This window comes from Streptomyces sp. NPDC002403, assembly GCF_053593015.1.
Map to the genome: position 1 here is coordinate 13,446 of NZ_JBSFBQ010000045.1, position 23,545 is coordinate 36,990.

20 protein-coding genes and 2 pseudogenes are annotated in these 23,545 nt (G+C 69.5%); 12 read left to right on the plus strand and 10 right to left on the minus strand.

The genetic code is table 11. The features are described 5' to 3' along the window. Window positions 1-17 precede the first annotated feature (17 nt). A complete protein-coding gene (locus ACWCPY_RS33390) occupies window positions 18-836 on the plus strand; it encodes an alpha/beta fold hydrolase (protein WP_451271335.1) in 819 nt (272 codons plus the stop codon). Between the two features lie 58 nt (window positions 837-894). Here the strand turns inward: ACWCPY_RS33390 and ACWCPY_RS33395 are convergent. Beyond that, a pseudogene (locus ACWCPY_RS33395) lies at window positions 895-1,257 on the minus strand (GNAT family N-acetyltransferase); the annotation flags it as partial. Window positions 1,258-1,370: 113 nt separating this feature from the next. Further along, window positions 1,371-2,285, minus strand: a complete 915-nt coding sequence (locus tag ACWCPY_RS33400; RefSeq protein WP_451271337.1) for an aminoglycoside phosphotransferase family protein — start codon at window positions 2,283-2,285, stop codon at window positions 1,371-1,373. Window positions 2,286-2,516: 231 nt separating this feature from the next. Between ACWCPY_RS33400 and ACWCPY_RS33405 the strand changes: the two genes are divergently transcribed. Further along, window positions 2,517-3,773, plus strand: coding sequence for an SLC13 family permease (locus ACWCPY_RS33405; RefSeq protein WP_451271403.1), 1,257 nt, complete (start codon window positions 2,517-2,519; stop codon window positions 3,771-3,773). Window positions 3,774-3,778: 5 nt separating this feature from the next. Then, window positions 3,779-4,267 (plus strand): universal stress protein, encoded by a 489-nt coding sequence (locus tag ACWCPY_RS33410; RefSeq protein WP_451271339.1) that lies wholly within the window; start codon window positions 3,779-3,781, stop codon window positions 4,265-4,267. Window positions 4,268-4,431: 164 nt separating this feature from the next. On the opposite strand, the gene ACWCPY_RS33415 is transcribed toward ACWCPY_RS33410, so the two are convergent. After that, the gene (locus ACWCPY_RS33415) at window positions 4,432-4,992 is read right to left on the minus strand and encodes an SMI1/KNR4 family protein (protein ID WP_451271341.1); all 561 of its coding nucleotides are present in this window, start codon (window positions 4,990-4,992) and stop codon (window positions 4,432-4,434) included. A 226-nt stretch (window positions 4,993-5,218) separates the two neighbouring features. After that, complete coding sequence (locus ACWCPY_RS33420) at window positions 5,219-5,857, minus strand: LysE family translocator (protein ID WP_451271343.1); 639 nt, start codon at window positions 5,855-5,857, stop codon at window positions 5,219-5,221. 295 nt (window positions 5,858-6,152) lie between these two features. Here ACWCPY_RS33420 and ACWCPY_RS33425 point away from each other — a divergent pair, with 295 nt between their 5' ends. The 6 genes and pseudogenes from ACWCPY_RS33425 to ACWCPY_RS33450 all read left to right on the plus strand — a co-directional run bounded on the left by ACWCPY_RS33425 (window position 6,153) and on the right by ACWCPY_RS33450 (window position 12,385). Further along, window positions 6,153-8,153: a hypothetical protein gene (locus ACWCPY_RS33425; RefSeq protein WP_451271345.1), complete on the plus strand. Its 2,001-nt coding sequence runs from the start codon at window positions 6,153-6,155 to the stop codon at window positions 8,151-8,153. A gap of 269 nt (window positions 8,154-8,422) precedes the next feature. Next, window positions 8,423-9,487, plus strand: a complete 1,065-nt coding sequence (locus tag ACWCPY_RS33430) for a 2,3-butanediol dehydrogenase (protein ID WP_451271347.1) — start codon at window positions 8,423-8,425, stop codon at window positions 9,485-9,487. Between the two features lie 345 nt (window positions 9,488-9,832). Next, window positions 9,833-10,288, plus strand: a complete 456-nt coding sequence (locus ACWCPY_RS33435; RefSeq protein ID WP_451271349.1) for a hypothetical protein — start codon at window positions 9,833-9,835, stop codon at window positions 10,286-10,288. A gap of 143 nt (window positions 10,289-10,431) precedes the next feature. Then, window positions 10,432-10,954: pseudogene (locus tag ACWCPY_RS33440) on the plus strand (hypothetical protein). 204 nt (window positions 10,955-11,158) lie between these two features. Further along, complete coding sequence (locus ACWCPY_RS33445; protein ID WP_451271351.1) at window positions 11,159-11,617, plus strand: hypothetical protein; 459 nt, start codon at window positions 11,159-11,161, stop codon at window positions 11,615-11,617. Window positions 11,618-11,860: 243 nt separating this feature from the next. Beyond that, on the plus strand, window positions 11,861-12,385 hold the full coding sequence (locus tag ACWCPY_RS33450; protein ID WP_451271353.1) for a DUF1877 family protein: 525 nt from the start codon (window positions 11,861-11,863) through the stop codon (window positions 12,383-12,385). 390 nt (window positions 12,386-12,775) lie between these two features. On the opposite strand, the gene ACWCPY_RS33455 is transcribed toward ACWCPY_RS33450, so the two are convergent. Next, window positions 12,776-14,308 carry an amidohydrolase family protein gene (locus tag ACWCPY_RS33455; RefSeq protein WP_451271355.1) on the minus strand — a complete coding sequence of 511 codons (1,533 nt, stop codon included), beginning with the start codon at window positions 14,306-14,308 and terminating at the stop codon, window positions 12,776-12,778. 1,433 nt (window positions 14,309-15,741) lie between these two features. Continuing rightward, window positions 15,742-16,146, minus strand: a complete 405-nt coding sequence (locus tag ACWCPY_RS33460; RefSeq protein WP_451271357.1) for a nuclear transport factor 2 family protein — start codon at window positions 16,144-16,146, stop codon at window positions 15,742-15,744. A gap of 375 nt (window positions 16,147-16,521) precedes the next feature. Between ACWCPY_RS33460 and ACWCPY_RS33465 the strand changes: the two genes are divergently transcribed. Together ACWCPY_RS33465 and ACWCPY_RS33470 are read left to right on the plus strand one after the other, a co-directional pair. Next, window positions 16,522-16,854: a metalloregulator ArsR/SmtB family transcription factor gene (locus ACWCPY_RS33465; protein ID WP_362449092.1), complete on the plus strand. Its 333-nt coding sequence runs from the start codon at window positions 16,522-16,524 to the stop codon at window positions 16,852-16,854. After that, complete coding sequence (locus ACWCPY_RS33470) at window positions 16,851-17,597, plus strand: DUF2071 domain-containing protein (RefSeq protein ID WP_451271359.1); 747 nt, start codon at window positions 16,851-16,853, stop codon at window positions 17,595-17,597. Before ACWCPY_RS33465 ends, ACWCPY_RS33470 begins: the two co-directional genes overlap by 4 nt. Before the next feature lie 79 nt (window positions 17,598-17,676). Here ACWCPY_RS33470 and ACWCPY_RS33475 read toward each other — a convergent pair whose 3' ends face one another. The 4 genes from ACWCPY_RS33475 to ACWCPY_RS33490 form a co-directional block, all read right to left on the minus strand. Beyond that, window positions 17,677-18,177 (minus strand): pyridoxamine 5'-phosphate oxidase family protein, encoded by a 501-nt coding sequence (locus tag ACWCPY_RS33475; protein WP_451271361.1) that lies wholly within the window; start codon window positions 18,175-18,177, stop codon window positions 17,677-17,679. Window positions 18,178-18,226: 49 nt separating this feature from the next. Further along, entirely contained in the window at window positions 18,227-18,412 is a 186-nt protein-coding gene (locus ACWCPY_RS33480) for a hypothetical protein (RefSeq protein WP_451271363.1), read from the minus strand. Window positions 18,413-19,121: 709 nt separating this feature from the next. Beyond that, window positions 19,122-19,982, minus strand: a complete 861-nt coding sequence (locus tag ACWCPY_RS33485; protein ID WP_451271365.1) for an alkaline phosphatase family protein — start codon at window positions 19,980-19,982, stop codon at window positions 19,122-19,124. Between the two features lie 44 nt (window positions 19,983-20,026). Next, window positions 20,027-22,144 carry an alpha-galactosidase gene (locus ACWCPY_RS33490; RefSeq protein ID WP_451271367.1) on the minus strand — a complete coding sequence of 706 codons (2,118 nt, stop codon included), beginning with the start codon at window positions 22,142-22,144 and terminating at the stop codon, window positions 20,027-20,029. Window positions 22,145-22,300: 156 nt separating this feature from the next. On the opposite strand from ACWCPY_RS33490, the gene ACWCPY_RS33495 reads away from it, so the two are divergent. Then, on the plus strand, window positions 22,301-23,458 hold the full coding sequence (locus ACWCPY_RS33495) for an ROK family protein (protein WP_451271369.1): 1,158 nt from the start codon (window positions 22,301-22,303) through the stop codon (window positions 23,456-23,458). Window positions 23,459-23,545 lie beyond the last annotated feature (87 nt).

Genomic DNA, 23,545 nt, shown 5'->3' on the forward strand with positions numbered 1-23,545 from the left:
TCCGACCAGGGGGAAACATGACGACGAACAGCACATCCTCGACCATCTCGCAGTGGACCGGCATGGTCCCGGTCGACGACACGGCCCTGGCGGTCACCGACACCTGCGGTCCCGGCATCCCGGTGGTCTACCTCAACGGCCAGTTCGCCACCCAGGGGTACTGGCGGCGGGTCCTCGCCGAACTGGGGACCGGGTGGCGGCACATCACCTACGACGAGCGGGCCCGCGGCAAGAAATCGAAGCGCTCGGCGGACTACTCCTTCGAGGCAGCCGTCCGGGACGTCGATGCCGTCCTCGCGGCCAGGGGCGTGGACCGTGCGCTGCTCGTGGGCTGGTCCTACGGAGCGTTCGTGGCAGCACACTGGGCCGACCGCAATCCGGACCGTACCCTCGGCGCGGTCCTGGTCGACGGCGCGTTCCCGTACGACTGGCTCGACGAAGCCATGGAGCAGCGGATCAGGAAGATGTTCCGGCGCATGGGCTGGTTCCTGCCGTTGCTGCGCCCGACTGGTCTGGCCCCGCGGATGACTCCCGAACAGCAGGCGGAAAGCAACATCGAGATCGGTGTGATCTCCCGCGAGCGCGAACTGGGTCCCGTGCTGGACAACATCACTGTCCCGGTACGGTACGTGGTCGCTTCGGGGACGTCCCTCGGAAGCCGCGGTGACGAGCAGGAGCGGATACGGACCAGCCTCGACGCGGTGACTGCCCGCAACGCAAACATCAGAATCAGTGCGAAGGTCGCCAGCAACCACGGTGCGATCCTGAAGAAGGAGTCCCCGGCCATCGCCGAGGCCATACGGGAGATCGCGGGCCTCGGCCACGAGCGACACTGAAGACACGACCACCGCACCGACGACAACTGCACACCCTCGCCGCCCGAGGAGCAGGACCTCAGGCGCTCCGGTATCGTTCCTGGACCTCTGGGCGCTGCCGGAAACCGGCCGCCTTGTAGGTGACGACAGCGCCGGCATCGGAACTCGGGGTGCGGACGAGCACACTTGACGAGCCCAGCTCCTGGAGCGCCGCGGCCACGGTGATTGCCTCGCCGAGGCCGCGGCGGCGATGCTCCCGGTGGACGCCCATCGGTTCGAGCAGTCCGGGCCTGCCCCGACCGGCCGACCACACCGTCACCGCCGCCACCGCATTGTCCCGGTCGTCGTACGCGACCAGGCACCGGGCGTCGGCGTACGGCAACCCGGCCGCCATCGCGTGCCGGCGCTCGTCCGTGAACCCCGACCCGTCGAACGCGCACCTTCGTCAACGGCGCGGACGGTTCGAGCGGACTCCACCGAAGTGACCGCTCAGCAGCCTGGTCCAGCAGCCGGGCAGGGCCCGCCTTGTTCCGGTGGCCTGCTCGGCCCGGTCGTTCAACGGGCCGTCGCGATGAGGCGTCGGAGCGTGGCGTGGGCGGGCGGACCCCAGGTGGGCTTGCCGCCGGGGCGGCCGTGGACGCCGGCATCTCCGATGAGGATGCAGGAGAGGGCGCGCAGCGCCGCCCAGCCACGGGCGCGACGCAGGGTCGCGTCGTCCGGGGCCGGCCGGTAGGCCCCGTAGAAGCGGTCGACGCCGCCGTCCGGCAGCAGTGCCCAGGGGGCGGCGAGGTCGCAGGCCGGATCGCCTGCGAAGAGATCGCCGAAGTCGATCACACCGCAGAAGGTGCCGTCCGCGGTGAGAACGTTGGCGGGGTGCAGATCGCCATGGAGCCACAGTGCCGGGCCCTCCCAGGCGGGCGCGGCGGCGGCGTCCTCCCAGACCGCGCGTACGGCGTCCGGGTCGGGGATCAGCCCCAGCTCGGTGGCCGAGGCGAGCATCTTGGCGAACCCTTCGGTGGCGTCGGCCAGTGGCCCCCCGCGGTCACGACCGGCGGGCGCCCCGGCGGGAGCGGGGCGGTGAAGAGCTGTCAGGAAGGCGGCCAAGGTGTCGGCCGCCTCCGCGGCGCGTGTGGCGGGGGCACAGTCGGCGGGCTCGCCCGGCACCCAGGTGGTGATGATCCAGGGCCGTGGAAACCGTTCCGAGGGCTCACCGAGGCGCTGCGGGACGGGGACCCGCAGAGGAAGGTGCGGGGCAAGGGCGGGCAGCCAGGTGTACTCCTTGCGCAGCAACTCGTCCGCAGTCCGTGTCGCCCACGGCAACCGGACGGCGAGGTCGTCGCCGAGCCGCCACAGCTGGTTGTCCCAACCACGCGCGCCGAGCTTCAGGGGGTGGTGGGCCAGGTCGGGGTGCTGGTCGCGCAGCAGGTCCCGGACCAACGCCGCGGTGATCTCGATCTCGGTGTGGGTCATGCGGAGCAACGATAGCCTCGCCGACGGTGGCGGGCGCGGGACAGGTCCACTCTCGCCACCGACACATCCCGGGAGATTGCATATCGCCATAATCGTTACCGTTTCACCCGAGAGCCGGCAACAGCTGACTGCGCGGACTCACCAGCGCCACCGGGCTCCGGTGTACTCGATGACAGACGCCCGGCGTGGTCGTTCCCTGCGCCAGGACTCCACTCCGGAAAGGCTCGGCCCCTGAACGCCTCACTAGCGGAAGCACTCTCCGCCGCCCTCCTCCTTGCGGTGCTGGCCTGCGCGGTGATCCGGCCGTGGGGCTGGCCGGAGGCAGTAGTGGCCGTTCCCGCAGCCGGGGTGGTCATCGCCACCGGCGCGATCCCGCTGGACCACGCGGCGGCCGAGGCCGCCCGGCTGGGCCCGGTGATCGGCTTCCTCGCGGCCGTCCTGGTCCTGGCCCAGCTGTGCGACGACGAGGGCCTGTTCCACGCCTGCGGCGCCTGGATGGCCCGCCAAGCGGCCGGCCGCCCCCACCGGCTGCTGGTGCTCGTGTTCGTGACCGCCTCACTGATCACAGCGGTCCTCAGCCTGGACGCCACGGTGGTGCTGCTGACCCCGGTGGTGTTCGCCACCGCCGCCCGCCTCGGCGCCCGCGCCAAACCGCACGTCTATGCCTGCACCCACCTGTCGAACACCGCCTCACTGCTGCTGCCGGTCTCCAACCTGACCAACCTTCTGGCATTTGCCGCCAGTGGCCTGACCTTCACCCGTTTCGCCGCCCTGATGGCCCTGCCCTGGCTGGTGGCCATCGGTACCGAGTACGTGGTGATCCGCCGCTTCTTCGCCACCGACCTCGACGCCGGCGCCCAGGCCCCGCCGGCCGACGAGCCCCGCGAACTGCCTCTGTTCGCCCTGCTCACAGTGGCGGGCACCCTGGCGGGCTTCGTCCTGACCTCGCTCGCCGGCATCGATCCGGCCTGGGCGGCGGCCGCAGGCGCGGTCGTCCTGGCGGCCCGCGCCCTGGCCCGGCGACGCACCACCCCCACGGCGATCGTCAGGGCCGCGGCCCTGCCGTTCTGCGCCTTCGTCCTGGCCCTGGGCATCGTGGTCCGGGCGGTGGTCGACAACGGCCTCGCGGACGTACTGGGCCACATGGTTCCCGGCGGCACCGGCCTCCCGGCCCTCCTCGCCCTCGCGGCACTGGCAGCCGTACTGGCGAACGTCATCAACAACCTGCCCGCCGTCCTGGTCCTGCTGCCGCTGACCGCCCCCACCGGCCCGGGCGCCGTCCTTGCAGTCCTCCTCGGGGTGAACATCGGACCCAACCTGACCTACGCCGGTTCGCTGGCCACCCTGTTGTGGCGGCGCATCGTGCGTGAACACGACACCGACGTGGACCTGGGCGAGTTCACCCGGCTCGGCCTGTTGGCCGTGCCCGCCGCCCTGGTGCTCTCCGTGGTGGCACTGTGGGTCTCACTCCAAGCGATCGGAGGCTGAATTCCGTGACCGTCATTGTCTGGATCGTGGAGGGGACTTGGCCCGCCTGCGTCGACGCCGCCCGCACTCACACGCCCGTGGGCGCCGAGCTGGTGCTGCTCCACGTCACCGGCCATGAGGCGCCGGGCGCCGCCCACGGCGCCTATGCCGGACTGCTGGGCCGCGCGCGCCCCGACCGCGACCCCGGAACCGCAGTGGAACACCTGGCTGCCGCGTCCGCGAAACAGCTGCTGACCAGTGCGGCCCAGCGGCTGGGACGCCCGTGTACCTGCCAAGAACGCTCGGGCCGCGTCGAATGGGAAGTCGTGACCGCCGCAGAAGGCGCCGACCTTCTCATTCTTGCCCGCGACGGCGACCGTACCCATGTCGGACCCCGCAGTCTCGGCCCGGCCAGCCGCTTCATCGTCGACCACGCCGCCTGCCCCGTCCTGCTGGTCTGGCCGGAGACCGCGCCCAGGAATGCCACCATCCCGCCGCTGCCACCCCACCACTAGTTCTACGAGAAACGAACCGCCCGGCGGCCGCAGACGGACCAGCCCGCAGCGACAGGACCGTTTTCGAGTCGAGAGAGCTCGGGGCGGTGGTCTGCCGGGCCCCGTCCACGAGCCCAGCGACATGTCGACGCCACGGGATCGATCAGGAGACACGGCCCGACGCGTCATGCCACGTCGAACCAGGGCTTGTCGGCGGCCCAGTGCTTGACCCACCCCGCGAATCCGGGTTCAGCCGTGGTGAACCCGAACCCGGATCCGAATGGGGCCGCCCCTTCGCCGGTGATGAACCAGACATGTCCGCGATGCGCGCCGGTGACGACGAGGTGCCAGTACATGCCGCAGCCGTCAGTCCCGAGCACGATCGTCCCGTGATTGAACATCCGGTCCAGGATCGGATCGATCTCCTCCGACGGCCTGGTGTCCTCATCCCACAGCCAACTCGAGGTGAGCGGGAAGGGGCGGCTCAGGTCGCGTTCCCCCCGGCCGTCACCCCAGTCGTCAGGCAGCTCTGCAAGTCCCACCAGCCCGAAGTCCGGCGGTCCGGAGCGAGAGCCGTCGGTGACCTCCGCAACAAAGGTCCGATAGGGCTCGGGCAGGACTATGCCGTGCTCCGATTCGAAGGCTCGCACCGCCTCCCAGCCCAGTGCGGACTCACCGCCGTCGTCGATGCCGAAGGCTCCACGAATCGCAGCGAGGTCATCAGGATCTGCGTGCTCGGTGTTCATGCGGCCTATAGATACCAGCCGGCTGTGACACGACCCCAGCGAGTCGCCCGGCCGCGCTCCTGCAGGGCGTCGCAGGCGGGTACGGCCGCACGGCCGTCGTCGACCGGCCGATCTGCAACGGCGTCACCATCCGGACCGGACCGAGTGCCACCGCCTTGCGCACAGCGAAACACACGCCGTACGCGTCGCCGGCCTTGGCCGGCCCGGTCGCCGCTCCGGTACGGAATCAGTCCTTGCGCCCCGTCACGGCGACGGTGACACCGAGGCCGATCATCGTGAGCCCGCCGACTCCTCCGACCAGGGAGAGCCGCCGGGGTGAGCGGGCAAACCAGTCCCGCCCGGTTGCCGCGATCAGTCCCCACATGCTGTCGGAGGCCACTGCGATGATGTTGAAGACCAGCCCGAGCACCAGCATTTGCACCGCGACGTGTCCTTGGCTCCGGTCGACGAACTGCGGAAGCACGGCGGCGAAGAACACAATGGTCTTGGGGTTGGCCACGCCGACCGCGAACCCCTCCAACAGCGTGCGCAGGCCACCCTGCGTTGTCGTGTCAGCAGTGAACGCGGCCTGCAGCGAGCCACGTTGTCGCCACGCCTTGACACCCAGATATACCAAGTAGGCGGCACCGGCCATTTTCAGCACCGTGAAGACGAGAAGGGAGCGCTCCACGATCGCCCCGACCCCGAGAGCCACAGCCACGATGAGCACATAGGCGCCCAGCGTATTGCCCACGACCGAGGTCAGCGCGGCGCGCCGCCCCTGTGTCAGCGCCCGCCCGATCACGAACAGCACACTGGGCCCGGGGACCACGATCAGCAGGAACGACATGGCTGCGAAGGCGAGCAAGCGCTCGGAAGACACCATGGCACCCATGTAAGCACGGGCCGGCTTCGCCCTTCAGCCCTTTTCGCTCAGGGCCCGGGTGCGGACCGAGGATACGGCCCTGGCCATGGCGCCCGGTGCGGTGAGCAGCGGGATTTTCACCAGCCCATGCGGAGCACGGCAGTTGTCGTCATCGAACCTTCCGGAGCACCACGCGGATTCTTGCAGAGAGCGCCGGGCAGCCAGATGGGCACCATGTGAGCGACCCTCAAAGGTTCTTCTTCGATGACAGGATGGCCGTCGGAGAACCGTTCGGCTGAGGTCAGTGGGGGCATGAGTGGCACGCACCGTGGGTGAGGCACTGGAAGATGTGCCGTGGGAGCGGCTGGAGTCGGCGCTCGGGCATGGCCCCACCGCGGAGCTGCGGCGCGCCCTGCGGAGACTGGTGGCCAAAGGTGCGACGGCGACCGCGGAAGACTGCAACCCTCTGTTCCCATACGCCGCGCCGGGCACCGGAGGTGTGATTCCCGTCGCGACCGCTGTGCTGCCGCTGGTCGTCGCTCTCGTCGGCGATCCGGACATGGGTGCCCGGGCCACGCTCGTTCAACTGGTGACGGGCCTGTCCGGGGCGGCGTCCGAAGCAGGGGAGGGGCGCGCGGACGCGGCATGGCACGAGGTGTGGCGGCTCCATCGGCCCAGACTCCTGGCCCTGCTCGCGGACCCCCTGCCCGGGGTGCGAAGGGAGGCCCTGCCCATCGCGGAGAGTGTCGACGTGCTACTGGAGCGTTGGCAGGCCGAGATGGACCCGACGGTGCGGCTTCCCGCGCTGCTCGTGCTCGGAACCCTCACGGCCGGCTCCGGCGATGCGAGCGCGGTGGAACGGGTACGAGAGGTCATGACCGGCGTGCTACGGACCGGCACTCCCGTCATGCGGGTCGCGGCCGTCCACTCCTGGGCCGCGTTCGACCCCTTGGCGCCGGTCCGCGAGCTGGACCTGCTGGTCGAGGTCCTGTCCGACCCGGCTGTGCGCCCGCAGTTCGAGGAGCTCTGGTTCATGCCGGACATCGACGGCCCGCTCACCCGTGAGGACGTTCTCTCCTGGACGGCCCGCCTGCTCGAGGACACTCCGCAGACGGCACTTTCCTTCGTCGTCCGACTCGTCGACGCGGCGCGCCGGAACGGGGACACCCTGCTGTGCCGGGCCGCGCTCGACGAGGCATGGCGGCTGCTGGTGGTGATGCGCTCCGCGGCGCCCGCGCTGCTGCCGCACGCGGGCGCACTGCTCCGCGACCCGGACGACGGCGTACGGTACCGGGCGGCCCACCTGCTCGCGGCGCTGGGTGCCCGGGCGGCTCCGTACGCTGACGAACTGGCTTCGCTCCTCGACGACTTGGGCGAGGACGAGTTCTTCGAAGGCACTGTGGGCGATCACGCCCGGTGGGCGCTGACCCGCATGGGTGACCGGCGCGCCCTGCCGGAGCTGGTCGAGCGTCTCTACGCGCCGTACCGAGACCAGTACTCCCGCGGATACTGCGTGAGCGATCCCCACCTGCCGGAGGTCGAGGAGGTACTGGCCCCACTGCGAGCACACGCGGAGATTCTCCTGCCCGGGGTACGGAAGCTGCTCCGCGACGACGGTAAGGGCGGCGCGCTGACCTGCTCCTTCCTGGCCGTACTCCAGGCGTGGGGGCCGGCCGCGGCGCCCGCGCTGCCAGAGGTGGTGGCCCTGCTGGACGACGCCCGGTACTCGCTGTACGCAGTCGACGCGCTGGTGGCGATGGGACCGGCCGCAGCCTCCGCCGAGTCCGCCGTACGCCGGTGCACTGTCCTCGACCACTCCGGCAACCACCACAAGGTGGCATGGGCGACCTGGCGCCTCGGCGGCGACCGCGACACGGCGCTGCGGATGATCGGCGAGGCGGTGCTGACGCAGGAGGGACCGCTCTACGGTCCCGTCGACCTTCTCGGCGACTTCGGCCCGGCGGCCGCACCCTATGCCGACCGGGTGCAGCAGCTCATGCAGCACGGCGACACCTGGTTGCGGCCACGAGCGGCGGTCGCGCTCTGGTCGATCACGGGCGAACCGGAGCCGAGCGTGTCCGTCCTGGAGGAGCATTTCCCTCCCATCGCCCTCGGCGGCGACAGCTACGGCAGCTTTCTCTACGCGCTGCGGGCCCTCGCCCGGATCGGAACCGTCTCCCCGGGGGCGCCGGCAGTCCTGCGCGTGGTGCAGGGATTCGACCGGCCGCTGTCGACGTACCGTGACCACCGGGCGGTCCTCCAGGACGAAATGATCAGGTCCGCGATCGATGACGTCCTTGCCTTGCCCTGCTCCTGACAACCGGTCTGTCGGCGTACCGAAAACGGGCCGGTCGGCCACCAGGTTTCCTGCCAATACAGGAGCGTCGGCGTTGTGCCGGACAGGGGCAACGGGGCGGCGGACACAGGGCGTGCTGTCGTGCCCAGGCGGTTGGCACGAGCGCGCGTCCGAATTGGGTCGTACTGTTAGCTATTGATGTGAATGTGTCGTGTGAGGTGCATACCTCGTTCCACGGGGGGACTCGACACGAGACGTGAGCAGACAACAGACGAAGGGGCCGGCCAAAAGTGAAGGCTGCACGCTACTACGACCGCGGTGACATCCGTATCGAGGACGTCCCGGAACCCGCCGTACGGCCGGGCACGGTGGGCATCGATGTCGCGTACTGCGGGATCTGCGGCACCGACCTGCACGAGTACCTCGACGGACCGATCTTCGTTCCGCCGGCCGGTCACCCGCACCCCGTCTCGGGCGAGTCCGCCCCGGTGACGCTCGGTCACGAGATGTCCGGTGTCGTGTACGCGGTGGGCGAAGGCGTCGACGGTCTGAAGCCGGGCGATCGCGTCGTCGTCGAGCCCTACATCCTGCGCCCCGACGTCGACACGAGCAAGAACAACCCGACCTATCACATCTCGCCCGACATGAACTTCATCGGGTTGGGCGGCCGCGGTGGCGGGCTCGCGGAGAAGATCGTCGTCGAACGCCGGTGGGTCCACCCGGTCGGAGATGTCCCGCTGGACCAGGCGGCACTCATCGAACCGCTGTCGGTGGCGTACCACGCGTTCCAGCGCTCGGGCGCCAAGGCGGGCGACTTCGCACTCGTGGGCGGCGCAGGCCCCATCGGGTTGCTCACCTGCGCGGTGCTCAAGGCGATGGGTGTCGAGGTCGCGGTCACCGAGCTCAGCTCGCTGCGCCGGCAGAAGGCGCTGGACGCCAAGGTCGCCGACCACGTCATCGACCCCGCCGTCTCCGACGTTGCCGAGGAGGTCCGGCGCCTCACTGGCGGCAAGGGCGCGGATGTCGCTTTCGAGGCCACGTCCGTCAACGTCGTCCTCGACACACTGCTGGACGCCATCAGGCCCGGCGGCGTCATCACCGTCATCTCGATCTGGGGCAAACCGGCGTCGCTGGACATGCAGAAGCTCGTCCTCAAGGAGGTCGACCTGCGTGGCACGATCGCTTACGTCAACTCCCACCCGCAAACCATCAAGCTCGTACAGGAAGGGCGCATCGACCTGGCGCCGTTCATCACCAAGACCATCGGCCTCGACGACCTCGTGACCGAAGGCTTCGAGACCCTGATCCATCACAACGAGACGGCCGTCAAGATCTTGGTGGCCCCTGGCTCCTGACGCGTCGGCAGATTCGCTCACGGGCCCCGGAACTCGTTGTGTACCGCCTCACGCCCGGAGGCCGATGGCGGCGAGCCCGTCTGACCGGACCCTGCCGCCGGGGCTCTGGCCCGGTCCCGGCTCGTGCTGCCGATGATGCCCGGGTTCCCGAGAGGGCAGAGGGACATCCGGAACTGGATTGGACGGCTGCCTGGGACGGCCCGCGGGATTGCCGCGGGCCACGTGCCGATCGGGGCCACAGGCCTCGCCGACCGGCCCGCTCGGGCGGCCGGGAACGTGTGCGCGAGCGCTGGGCTGCCCGGCGAAGACGGCTGCTCCGTTGGAGGGGATCCGTACTCTGCGGGTATGGAATGGACGACATTGGTCAGCACGATGCTGGGAGCGGTCATCGGTGTCGGCAGCACGCTCCTGGCGGATCGCTTGAGGTGGCGCAGGGATACGGGCGAGCGTGACAGAGAGATGTTGCGGTCTTCGTACGTTGAGTTCCTGGAAGCGCTGACACAGGCCAGGGACGTCATCAGCCAGGCAAGCCGTGCATCGAACACAGTGCAGCAGGAGCAGATACAGAGCGCACTGCTGGAACATGGAGTACATGTCAAGCAGTACCAGCTCGAACTGCTGGCTCCGGCACATGTCGTCACGAAGGCCAGGGACGCCGGCTACAAGCTCGCCCTCTACCGGGATGCGGTGGTGGATGGTGCGCGGAGGGACGACCCTGAATGTGCTGATGCGCGCCGAGTCTTCCGTGCGGCCCGGGAAGAGCTGATGGAAGCCATGCGCCTGGCCGTGATGCGGACTTGAGCAGCAGGAAGTGGTGGTCGTGTCGCCGGTGGTGTGCTTCGTGACGCGATGGCTTTCAGGGGCCGGGTCTGGGAACTCCGTCTCGGAACCGGACTCGGCGGCGGTGCCCGGGCGTGATTCGGAAGTGCTCTAGGTTGGCGCACATGAGCGTGCGGGGGCGGAGTTACCGGTATGTCGGACCGGTCGACCTGAAGGCCGCGGTCCTGCCTGGCAGGGGCGGCCGGCGGATCGGATCGGCGGCTGACTTCGGCAGCTGGGTCGCTGAGAGATCGGCAGCGGAGCTGGTCGAACCGTTCACCGTTGTGGTCGGCACGGACGCCGCGCTTCGGCTGGCGCCGCGACGAAGCGAACACGTGGCCTGTGCCGACGGAGAAGCGGTCCTGAGTGCCGGGGAGATCGGCTTCACCCGTGAGGCAGCCCGATCGGTCGTGGTCGATGTCAGCAACCATTCAACCGGGGTACTGCCCGGACGTCAGCTCCTGGCCGGCAGTCGCCTGTGCTTTGGATGAGGTCGGGCTCGGCCGTCCGTCGGGCTTCACGCATGAAGTGGTGTTCCGGCGCTGTCCCCGCTGCCAGGAGCACAACATCGTGCGTGAGGACGACTTCGTCTGCGTCTTCCGCGGCAGTGATCTGCCCGAGGCGTGGAACGTGGATCCCGCTGCATGACGGCTGTGGGCCGTAGCCACTTGCTGGTGACTTCGACGCGCTCGCACCCCTGATTGGCGTAGGTGTGCATGACGTCGTCCCAGGCCCGGTGCGGGGGGTGAGGAAATGAGCCACCTGCCATTCCCGGGGCTGTTGGATGCCCCTCTGCGCCTACCGCTAGAGTGCGATACTTGTTCGATTCGCCGTGAGGCGGGGGGAGAGGTCATGAGTGCGCAACTGAGAGAGACCGCCAGCGAGTTGGCGGAGATCTTGTGGCGGGAACACACCGTCTACCGGGAGCGGTCCGGTGGTGTGGTCATCCGGGGCGAGCATGTACGGCGGTGGATCAGTCTTGCTCCGGCGGGCGGCCGGGACGAAGTCCTCGTACGAGCGGGGCGCATCCTGGACGGTGGCACCACCGCTCCGGCGCGTTCGGAAGCTGTGGTTCCCCTCTCCGCCACTACAGACGTGCTTGCCGCGACCTGCCGTCGCCTGCTTGCTGAGGCGGCGGCCGATGCGGCGCCGGTCGTGCCGCGGGCAGCATCGGGGCGGACCAGTCGTTCCAGGAAAGCTGTGCGGCCCAAAGGTATGGGGAAGCACACCAGTTTCGGTTCATGGGTGATCCTTGCCTGCGTCACCGGTGTGGTCGCCCTGTACGTCTACAGCACTGCGACGCACGGCTAGGCACTGTTTCTCGGTTCCATTCAGGAATCAGCTCGCAACGTCTTCCCTGCACGACGGTGTCCAGGTCGTCACATCCCACCGGCGCCAACGGGCCCGCGCCGCCCGGCGCGAGGCACTCGCCGCGGGCGAATTCGTCAGCGTCTTCGGCATCGCCCACCAAGTCGGCGCAGAAGGGCGACTGCCCACGACGCCGGAGGACACCGAAGCAGGAAGACCATTGGACATCGTCGGGATACTGCCGTCATGGCCGTCACTCAGCAGATTGCTCGCATCTCGGCGGGGTATCTTGCCGACTGCCGCCGTTCAGCCGGCGAATCGCCGGACGGGGACCCTCGCTGGGATCCGCCGCCGTGGGACATGCTCGACCTCGACTGGGCGCCGGCGCTACTGGGACGGGTCTGTGAACTGGCAGCTCTCGACACTGTCCGCTTGGACGCCCTGCGACAGGCCACCGACGGTGACACGGTGATCGACCTGGGCTTCCTCAACACGCACCCGCATGCCATCGGCCCGTTCGGACCCGCTCCCGCAGCCCTTTCCGCCGCTCAAGTAGCCCGAGTCTCAGAACTGCTCGGGCAGATGGACATGCCGGCGCTACTGGCCGCCTTGCCGGCCGACGACACACAAGCCGCTGCCTTGATCGGTTACGGAGCCGACACGATCGCAGGAGGCCCGAGGAAGTACCTGCTCGAGCATTTCGATGCCTTGAGGGAGTTCTACCTCGGAGCGTCCCAACGGAACCTCCTCGTCGTGCTCTGGTGGGACTGATACCGGCTTTCGCCTCAGTCGGCTCCACGAGCGACCGAGGGACTACGTGCTGGTCCACAGGTGCAGAGCCGTCAGCGGATTCTTCGGTCTGTCCTTCCGATCGGGCTGAAGGCCAACTGCCGGTTCACCGCCGCCCCGGGCGCGGCCGAGACCCTGTCCCGGATGCCCGACACCTGCGGCGCCTGAAGCCACCCGGCGGCCCATCATCCAAGAACGCCGCCCGACGGGCCGCCGGGGTACTGGACGGATTCGTCTGCGTCGCGACTCTCCGCGAGGGAGGAGCAGGCCCCCGCCCCGGCCTTTCTCCTCCACGGCGACCTCACCACCTCGGCCCGGCGGACGTGGAGGGCAACGAAGGTGCTGCCGTCCCGCGAGTACGTTGCCGGGCGGTCAGTGGACGCAGATATGGGGAGTCGCGTTGCCCGCGACCGGGGGCTCGCTCGCGGCAGCGGCGCGCGCCACGTCGGCCAGCAGGCGCAGGCGTTCCGCACGGTCCAGATACCGGCCGTCGACCAGGACGGAGTGAATCCGCTGCGTATGGCGGATGTCGGTACGCGGGTCCGCGTCCAGAACCAGCAGATCGGCCCGGTCGGCCGGCAGGCCGAGCATCCGGGCGGGCGCAGTGGTTGCGGCGTGCAGGACGTCCCGTGTGGGCAGTCCCGCCTCGACGAGCAGTTCCAGCTCGTGGTGGAGGGAGAAGCCGGGAACCGCGTAGCCGGTGCCGGTGTCGGTGCCCGCGAGCAACTGCACACCGGCCTGATGGAGTTCAGCAACGAGGCGCAGCCGGTGCTCGTAGATCCGGTGGATGCGCGAGGTGTCCCGCGCGGTGCGACCCGCGGTCAGGGCGGACCAGATGGCCGGCCAGTAGTCGGTCATCCAGCCGGGCAGGTAGGCGAACTCCGGTGATTCGGTGGGCAGCTGGTCGGTGCGCTCCAGCGAATGATGGACGGTGAGGGTCGGAACGACGTGGGTGCCGTTGGCGGCGAGCCGGTCGAAGAGGGCGCGTGCACGGCCGGCGTCGTACGTCTGCACCGCCTGCCACTCCACCGCGTGCACCTGCCGGAACCAGCTCGCGTAGCGCTCGAAACTGGTGCCGAGGTCGGGGTCGATACGGACCTTTGCCATGGCCCGCCGGATCTCGGCCTCCTGGGCCGAGGTGGCGAGGAGGAGGGCGTGGAGGTGCTCGATGGACTGCTGCCCGGTGTCACTCGCCCGGGCGATGGGAAGGGTGTCGGGGCAGTGGCCCGCGTGGCGCAGGCCCTGGCGGCGGGATTCGTCGGCGATCGCCTCGTACGCCTCTGGCGTGAGCCGCGAGTACACCTTGATGAAGTCGGCGCCGTTCGCCTTCGCTTCACGCACCGCGCGGCGCGCGGACGGGGCGTCGGCGACCTCGATGACGCGCTCGCCGATGTCGTTGGCCCACAGCGAGGGCTGCCCGTCGATGATCGAGCTGGCGATCACCCAGCGCGGGCCGAGGAGCTTGCCCGCGCGAACCTTGTCGCGCCACTCGTGGTGGAGAGGTCCGCCCCACATCTCGCGGACCGCGGTCACACCATTGAGCGGGAAGAGGGGCGGCAGCACGGTCTCGGGCCCTTGGTTGTGGACATGGGACTCGATGAGGCCGCCCATGACGATGTACTTGCCGGTCAGGTCGTACGTCGTTGTCCCCCGGGGAATCGGGACCTCGGCCGAACGGCCCATCCGGATGATGCGGCCGTCGCGTACGAGGACGGTGCGGTCGGTGCCCGCGCCGAGGACGGTGGCGTGGGTGAGGGCGATGTCGCGGCCGGGGTGCTGACCGGAAGCAGCCGCCGTACAGTCCGGTGTCGTCCGGGCGGCGGCTGCCGTGGGCGCTGCGGCGGGCAGGAGAACGCCGCCGGTGAGGGCGGCCGAGGAGGCGATGACTTCGCGTCGAGTGGTCATGCCACCACTCTCGTCCGGGCCGGATCACGGGTCACTGGCTCCAGGCAGTGGGTACGGGGTGTTGGTGGCAACACCGCGGGGAGTGGCACCACCACGTGAGCGGCCCTGTCGACCGCTGAGGCGTGACTCCGGGACCGCGCCCCTCGTCGCCGAAGTGCAACACCGAGTGGCTTCGATCCGGTTCGGAAGGCGGTCCGCAGCTGAGTCCCCCGGCAGGAGGTCCTCGGCCGTGGGCAGGGCGGTCGGTTCACACAACGAGTGTGTGCAGTTCCTCGTGGCGCTCTCCGGGATCCAGTGGCAGCGGCGTCCGGCTCTATCGGTGCGGTGCATGGCGACGCCATTGCGTGTTCAGGTCGATCGCCTGTCGTCTGCGCGGACCGCAGCAGCCGCGGGCGGCCGCAACCGACAAGGAGAGACGCTGTTGAACAGCCCCACCTCGCCCCCGCCCGGGAGCCCGGACGAGCTCCAGCGGCGCCTACGCCACCTCCTCCGCCCGGCTCGTCGCCGTCTATCCGGCATCCGGCGGCGTCTACGTCTACGTCTACGGACGCGAGCGTCTTGGGGGAGCTCTGGGGATACCTGGCCGGACGCGCCTTCCTCTCGGCCGAGGACCGAACACCGCCCCCACCGCCTGGATTCCGCTGCGGCCGGCCAAGGCTCACGGTAACCACGGCGAGGTCATCGGACTGCGGGCGGTCCACGATCACATGGCTCTTTGGCCCCGTCGGCCACTCCAAGTGTGGTCATCCAGCGGCACCCCCGCTACATCGGCAAGGAGTGCCGCGTCGTGGACCGAAGCCGATGTCTGGCCCCGGCTGCACGAGGTCCTCCTCGCCGAGCTCCGCAGCGCGAACGCCTTGGACTCCTCCCGGACGGACCATCGACGGCTCGCACATCCGGGCGTCAAGGGGAGGAGCAAGGACCGGTCGAAGCCCTGTCGGCCGGGGCGGAACGGGTAGCAAACACCACCTGGTCACCGACGCCACCGGCGTCCTCCGCCACCCTGACCGGGGCAACCGCAACGATGTCACTGAGCTCATGCCGCTCCTCCAAGCCGTGCCGCCCGTGCGCGGCAAGTGCGGTCGGCCGGACGCCGCCCGGACGGGGTGCTGGCCGCCCGTGGACGCGACCACGACAGGTACCGGCGGCTGGTATGGGACCTCGGCGTGAAGCCGCAGACGGCCGGGCGCGGCACCGAGCACGGTTCCGGACTCGGAACCCAACTCCGGTTCGTGGAGCACGCATTCGCCCACGTGCACCGGTTCTGCCGCCCGCGGACCCGCTGGGATATCCGCGACGAGATCCATGAAGCCTTCCCTGCCCCGCGTGCGCTCTCATTTACTGGAGGCGCCTCAAGTCATCGCAGTTGGAGTTCTTGGAACTTCAGCAAAGCGACAGGCTGGTCACTCGGCTGACCCGAGCGAGGCCAAGAATCAGGCCCCGGTGATGGTTCGGCCCGGCATCGGCTCCGCGAGCGCGGCCCGCCAGGCCGGCGCTCCGAAGGGGTCGGCGAAGTACTGCGTCTCGTGCACCACGTGCTGGCCGGCGAACTCCATGATGCTCACCGAGTACGAAGGCACGCCGTCGTAGGTGATGAGACATTCGCTCACCCACAGATTCGCATGGCCGGTGATCCGCTGGACGGTGAAGTGTCGGTCGGCCGGGTGCCCGCCGCGTTGCGCCGAGATCGTCGCTCGGCCCCGGAACCGCTCACCTGACTGCGGGTAGTCCAGGATCGCGTCCGTGGCGTAAATGGCGTGCTCGGCTTCGGTGTTCCCTCGTTCCGAGGCCCGCCAATGCTCCTCGATCGCGGCCCTGGTTCGGGAGTCAGCATCCATGGCACCGCCCTTTCGTAGCAGTGACAGCCTAGGCACTCCGGGCCACAGCCGACCCGCGACGAGGCGGGCCCTGGCTGCCAAGTCGTCCCTTTGGCCGGATCGAGGGGGGCGGTCACCACGGTCTGCGCTCTCCCGGCACCGGACCGCCACGATGGCGCTCCGGTCAGGTGATCTCGTCGTCCGGTGCTAGCCGGGGGCAGCCGGTACCCGGGAAGTGGAGGCCCTCGCGCAATTGAGTACGAGTTGCGCCTGAGTGCATCAGGTGGCGAGTGAGCGGTCCGGTTGGCGGGCTTGGGCCGAAGCGGTCAGCCGCACCTGCCGACAGGGGCACGGGACCACTTGTTAGATATTTAGCCAAGGTGCTAAATATTAGGTATGACAGAAGCTCAGGACGAGGCGGGAGCCTTTCGGGCTCTCGCCGATCCGACGAGGCGCCAGATCCTCGAGGACCTCAGGGGCGGCGAGCTCGCGGCCGGGGAGATCGCAGCCAGATTCGCGATCAGCGCGCCCTCCATCTCACGGCATCTCGGCGTACTCAAGGGAGCCGGGCTGGTCACCGAGCGACGGGAGGGCAACCGGATCCTCTACATGCTGGCCGAGGATCGGCTGGCCACCTGCATCGGCCGGTTCCTCAGCGTCGTCTGCCCCGAGCAGATCGTGCTTCGCCACACCAAATGGCGCCCCGGGGCGCAGAGCGAGGGGTCATGATGCAGCCGCGACTGTCCAGTGTCATTGAACGACGACTACTGGTGAACTATCGAGTCGCTCCGGATGTCGCGGCACGCCTGCTCCCCGGGCCGCTGCGCCCGCAACTGGTGCACGGCCACGCGGTCGCGGGCATCTGCCTGCTACGCCTGGGGAAGGCCCGGCCCGCCCGGATGCCCAAGGCTTTCGGACTGCGGAGCGAGAACGCGGCACATCGGATCGCCGTCGAGTGGGACGGGCCGGACGGCGTCGAGACCGGCGTCTACATCCCACGGCGCGACACTTCCTCTCGGCTGAACGCCTGGGCCGGAGGCCGCCTCTTCCCCGGTGAACACGGCCGCGCCGACTTCGAGGTGCACGAGAGGCCCGGTCAGATGCGCGTCGCGCTGGCGACATGGGATGGCGATACACGAGTGGACGTCACCATCGAGTTGTCCGACGAGCTGCGGGGAAGTGAGCTCTTCGCCGACCTTGCCGAGGCTTCCCGCTTCTTCCGGAGCGGGGCAAAGGGCTTCTCGGCCACCAGCTCCGGCCGTCACCTGGACGGAATGGAACTGCGGACCGACATCTGGCACATGGAAGCCGGCCGGGTTCGCTCCATCGGGTCGTCCTTCTTCGACGACCCGGACCGCTTCCCGCCGGGGAGCGCGACCCTGGACTGCGTTCTGGTCATGCGTGACATCCCTGCCACTTGGCGGCCACTCCCGGCCATGGCTCCCGGGAGAGATGCTCAACTCGCCAACTGAAGCGGTCACTCGCACGCATCTGTGGCTGAGAGCCTTCAGGTGGTCACTGTGTCATCCAGTTGGCCACCATGTCTCTCCGTCAGTGTTCCGGTGACCGGGCCGGAGAATTGGACGGCCGCTGTCCCAGCCACGTCCCGTCCCGCATGATGACTCTGCCGCGTAGTTCCGGCTCGCCGCGCCAAGCGCGCACGGTCTTTGGTACCACGCGCACATACAGAAAGGGTGCCTCCTCCGTCCGCGGGTCCCACCCGAACTTGTCGGAGAATGCCTGCGCCGCGTCATCGGGCACCTCCTGGCTGGGGAAGCACTCCGCCTCACCCTGAATAAGCACCACATCGAAGGTGTCCGGCAGTGCCAGCCGCACGCGCGGCTCCGTGCGGACGTTCCGCGCAGTCACGGAAGTTGCACTGGTGCACATCCATACCGCCTGCCCATCCCACATGAACCACAGCGGCACCTGGTGCGGCCCGTGATCAGGGTGAGCTGTCGACACCCAGACATCCCGCTCCGTAACGAGCCGCTCCAGCGTGTCGCGCCTGCGCTCCGGCATCTGACGATGAGTCATCTCCGTGGTCTTCATGAGTGCAGACCCTAGCCGGGAGGCTTGAAGCACGGATGAGGCGCGGGACCTACTCCCAGCGGCCGATGAACCTGTCAGCCTGCACCTTGGGAGGCGTCGGCTTACGCGTGACCGTGGCTCTGGCGAGATTTTCGTAGCCGGAGATCATCTCTGTGAAACGGCCGGCCGACCCGTCGTCCAGGAACAGCTGCCCGCAGCCGAGGGCGGCCTCCTCCTCGACCTCGGCCGCGGTCACGTACTGGGTGAAGGCCTACCAGGTCGAGCAGACGGGCGTCCGGGCGAACCCCGGAACGGGTAGCGGCTCTCCGTCGGGCAGGCCGGCGAGCCACTGATGGTGGTGCCCGGCGCGGATATACGGACTCGGCAGGTCTGCCCGGCGGCGAGGGAGAAGCGCAGGCACACGCCGAAGCGCTTGCGCTCCTCGGAAACACCGAAGCGGATCCAGGACTCCCGGACGGTGCGGTCGGCGGCGAGAGCGAGCAGACTGCGACCGGTGGTGTCGCAGAGGCAGCCGACGGGTGCGGATCGGAGGAGTGACAGGCTGCGCCATGCCGACCAATCGGCGGGCAGGGTGCGCTCCCAGCCGGCGTCGGGGTGCCGGAAGCCCACGGCGTCCCCAGTGGGGCGTCCAGGCGCAGGGTCACGGTGACGTGCGCGGTTGCCGTGACAAGAGCCTCGGTCCCGGCAGCTTCGTCGTGCGACAGGGGCAGGGTGGCCCTGTCGGCGAGGGTACGCAGGCTGATTCGTGTGTCGCCCACATCGGTGGTGCTCGCACCGTCTTCCCACCGCCGGGGTCGAAGGCGGCCAAGTCGATGGAGTAGAGGGACGTGGTATCCACGGAGGGGACCTCCCTGCGGGACACGAGTGGGCGTCCTTATGGTTGGCTGCCGCGCCTTGGGGGCGCCGGCCGGCGGTCTTCGCCGGTCGGCGGTCTCCTGCCGACGTCAGGCGGTCTGTGGCGTGAGGGAGTGGAAGGGCCGTCCGTCGAGCGTCCAGTGCAGGTCGGGCGTGATACCCAGGGCGGCGTAGACGTGGGCGGCGACATCGGCATGGCGGAGGCTGTCCGGCGGGGTGGTGGAGGCGATGCCGGGGCCGTTCGCAGCGATCCAGGCGGTGCGCTCCAATGTGCTGCGCCCGCCGTGGCCGCCCTCGTCGCGGTGGCCGTGGTCGGTCACCACGAGGACGGTCCACTCCTCGGACCGGGCGTCGGGACGTTCACGTACGGCAGTGAGGAGCTGTCCGAGTTGCCGGTCGGCGGTCTCGATCGCGCTTCGGTACTCGGCTCCGCAGGCGAGGAAATGGGCGGTCTCGTCGACGGCGCCGAGGTAGACGAAGGAGGCGTCGAGGTCTTCGCCGGAGCTGAGAACTCTTGCGGCTTCGTCGGTCACGCTCTGGTCGCATTCCGCCCAGCCCTGCGGGGTGTCCTCGCGCGGAGCGATGTAGGAGAGCCTGCTCGGGGCCGCGAAGACCGGGCCGCCCTGCCGGGCCAGGAACAGGGGTTCCCAACCGCCGACCGCGAAGGTCCGCAGCCCCTGCTCGGCGGCCAGCCGGGTGGTGAAGTCGGGGAACACCCCAAGCCGGTTCCCGCTGAAGTTGTTGCCCCAGACACCGTGCTTGGCCACGCCGACACCGGTGACGATCGTGGTCCAGCAGGGGCCCGACATGGTCGGTGTGTCGTCGTCGATGTGGACGGGCGCGAGGAAACCGGCGTTCGCGACTTCGTCGAGGTTGGGCGTTTCCAGCATCGGCAGCAGATCGAGGCGGACGCCGTCGATTCCGACGACCAGGACGCGGGGTGTGGGCATGTTCTCGGTTCCTTCGTGGGTCGGGCAGAGAATGGGAGCGGGCGTCAGACGGTGCGGCGCAGCCGGATCAGGCGGCTGGCGTAGTCGCCGGAGGGCAGCCGCAGGTCGATGCCCCGGCGGGTCAGGACGGCGCCGCTGTGGGTGATGCCCTCGTCGATGTCGAGATAGTGGGCCGCGGGATCCAGGGCCGGCAGGGCGAGCCCGGGGGCCGGGTGGCCGAAGCGGGCTGCGGGGCGCCAGGCGAGGACGGCGTGTTCGGTGTCGTCCTGGGACGCATAGTGCACGGCTGATACTCCGTCGGGACCGTGGAGGCGGTGCTGGCGGCCGTGCTGGACCAGGGGGCGGATCTGCTTGTAGCGGGTGACGAGCGCGGTGGCCTCGTCGAGCTCCTCCTCGGACCAGGCGGTGAGATCCCCGCCGAGGCCGAGTGCTCCCGCCATGGCGACATGGAAACGGAACCGGAGAGGGGTGGTGCGGCCGGTGGTGACGTTGGGGTTGTCGGTCACCCAGGCCGCCATGGCCTGAGCGGGGAAGAGCTGGCTGAAGCCGTGCTGGATGCTGATCCGGTCGACGGGATCGGTGTTGTCGGAAGTCCAGGCCTGGTCGGTGCGGGCGAGGACGCCGAGGTCGGCCCGTCCGCCGCCGCCCGCGCAGGCCTCGATGCGAAGGCCGGGGTGGTCGGCACGGAGGCGGTCCATGATCCGGTAGACGGCGCGGGTGTGGTCGATCCACAGCCGGTCGGGGTCCGGATGGCCGGCCCATCCGGCTTCGGTGACGACCCGGTTGGCATCCCACTTGAACCAGTCGATGTCGTGGTCGCGCACCAACTGGTCCAGGGTCCGATGGGCCCAGGCCTCGACGTCAGGGCGGGCGAAGTTCAGCATGAGCTGGTTGCGCAGTTCGGTCGCGTCCCGAGTTGCTGCGTGGATGACCCAGTCGGGATGGGCACGGTAGAGGTCGCTGTCGCGGTTGACCATTTCCGGCTCCACCCACAGCCCGAACGCCATGCCCAGGCGGTGCACTTCGTCGGCCAGTGGGCGCAGTCCGTCGGGGAACGCCTCGGGCCGGGGTGTCCAGTCGCCGAGGCCCGCCCGGTCGCTGGTGCGGCCGCCGAACCATCCGTCGTCGAGGACGAAGAGTTCGGCGCCCAGGCGTGCGGCCAGCCGGGCCAGGTGCAGCTGGCCGGGCTGGCCGACGTCGAAGCCGGTGGCTTCCCACGAGTTGTAGACGACGGGCCGGTCCTGGTCGGGGGCGGGCAGGACGCTTGTGCGGATGTGGGTGTGCCAGGCGCGGCTGGCGGCGCCGAAGCCGCCGCGGGTGTAGAGGCCGGCGAAGACGGGGGTGTGCAGGCTCTGGCCGGGCTGGATGGTCCAGCTGAGTCCCTCGTGGCCGAAGCCGCCGGTCCAGGTGGTCCGGCCGACCGGGTCACGGTGCACGGTGATGCGCCAACTTCCGCTCCAGGCCAGGGCGGTGCTCCAGACCTCGCCGTCCTCCTCGTCCGCGGTGCCGTCGTCGAGGGCGAGCCAGGGGCTGGCGTGGTGACTGGTGACGCCGCGGCGGCTGGTGAGCACGGTCTCGGCGACCGGGAGCCGGTCGCGCTGTAGCTGGAACTCGCTGTTCCAGCCGCCCACGAGGTGGCTGAGCCGGTAGTCGGGCAGTGCCGGCAGCGTCCAGGAGGCCGAGTCCAGCCGGTCGACGGTGATGGGGCCCGAGTCGTCGGCTCCGGTGTGGGTGAGTTCCACCCAGCGCTCGATGACGTCACTGCCGGGGCGGACGCGGTAGCCCAGTTCGGCGGCCAACGGGTAGCTGCGGTCGGCCAGTTGCATACGGAGTTCTCCGTCCCGGACCGTGTGGCCGGTGTAGGACCACTGGGCGCCCCGGGTGCCGTCGGCGAACCGCACCTGGAGGCCGGCCGGCCCGAACCGAGCACCGGTCTGCGGGGCCAATTCGTCCGGGGTGGGGTCTGTCTCGAAGCTGCTCGCGGCAGGTGAGGCGGCTGCGGGCAGTCCACAGAGGGCGTCGGTGTCGAGCGTTTCCCCCCAGTGCAGATGCCGGGGGCTGCCGTCGGCGCCGATGCGCACGGCGTAGACGCTGTTCGGGGTCCGCAGGACCACCAGCCCGCAGGTGGGGTCGAAGGAAACGGATGAGGGCGTGGGAGGCACAGGAGGTCCCGAGGGGTGTCGAGCGTCGGTGAGGGCCCGGTCAAACAGAGACGCCGAATGACGTTTGAAGTGGCCGGAGTTGGGCCAGAGCGTAGGGCCGCTCGAACGAGAAAATCAATACTGGACGAAGTTATTTATTTATCGTAGGTTGCCGCCGTGTTTCCAAACCACTCGCGACCGCTGGTGACGGCACCGGCCGAAACCGCCATCCTCACCCTGCTGTTGGCCGAAAGCCCGCTCAGCCGGGTGGAGCTGGCCCGCCGGACAGGTCTGTCCTCGACCGCTGTGACCAAGGCCGCGCGACCACTCATCGACGACGGCTACCTGCACGAACTTCCCCCGGAGCGCACCGCTCCAGGGGCCGGACGCCCCGTGAATCCGCTGGCCGTCACTCCCGACCGGGAGTTCGTCGTAGGTGTGAAGATCAGTGCTGACACCCTCTTCGGCGCGGTCTGCGACCTGCGGGCCAACATGCGCACCACCGCCAGCCGACCGTTGGGCGACCGCGACCCGGCCGCCGTATGCGGGCTGCTGGCCGAACTCGTCGCCGAACTTCTCGACGCGAAACCCGAGTACCGGGCCCGCACCCGGCACCTGGGCATCGCGGTCTCCGGCGACGTGGACCGCCCCTGCGGGCGTGTCCGCTACTCCGTGCTCCCCAACTGGCGCGACGTGCCGCTGGCCGAGACCGTCGCCGCGGCGACCGGCCTGACCGTCACCGTGGAGAACGACGTCAAGGCCATCACCGCCGCCGAGCACTGGTTCGGCGAGGGCATCGGCACCGAGTACTTCGCGCTGGTCACCATCGGAGCGGGGATCGGGTCCGGGATCGTCATCAATGGTGAGCTGGTCGCCGGCGCGTACGGCGTCGCCGGGGAAATGGGGCACATCAGCATCGACCCGGCCGGGCCACGGTGCCACTGCGGCCAGGTCGGCTGCGTCGAAGCCATCGCCTCCAGCGATGCCGTCCTCGCCGCCATCCGCTGTGCCACCGACGACCCGGACCTGGACTTCGACGGCGCCGTTCAGCTCGCCCGTGGTGGGGATCCCGCCGCGCAGGGCGTCTTCGCGAGGGCGGGCCACGCCATCGGCGTCGGCATCGCCACACTGGTGAACCTCGTAGGTCCTGAGCGCGTCGTCGTGACAGGCGAGGGGCTCGACACCTACGACCTCTTCGGAATGCACATCAGGGACGCCTACGAAGCGCACTGCTTCAAAGCAGCAGCGAAATGCCCGCTGACCCTGCGTCCGCTTCCCTGGGAGGAGTGGGCCCGCGGCGCCGCCGTCGTCGGCATCCAGGCCCTGTTCCCCTGAACGAGTGTCACCATCCCGCTCGTCGGCCCAAGCTTCCGGCGCAACCGATGTCCATCACCGTCTGCCAACTGTGAATGCCGGACACCG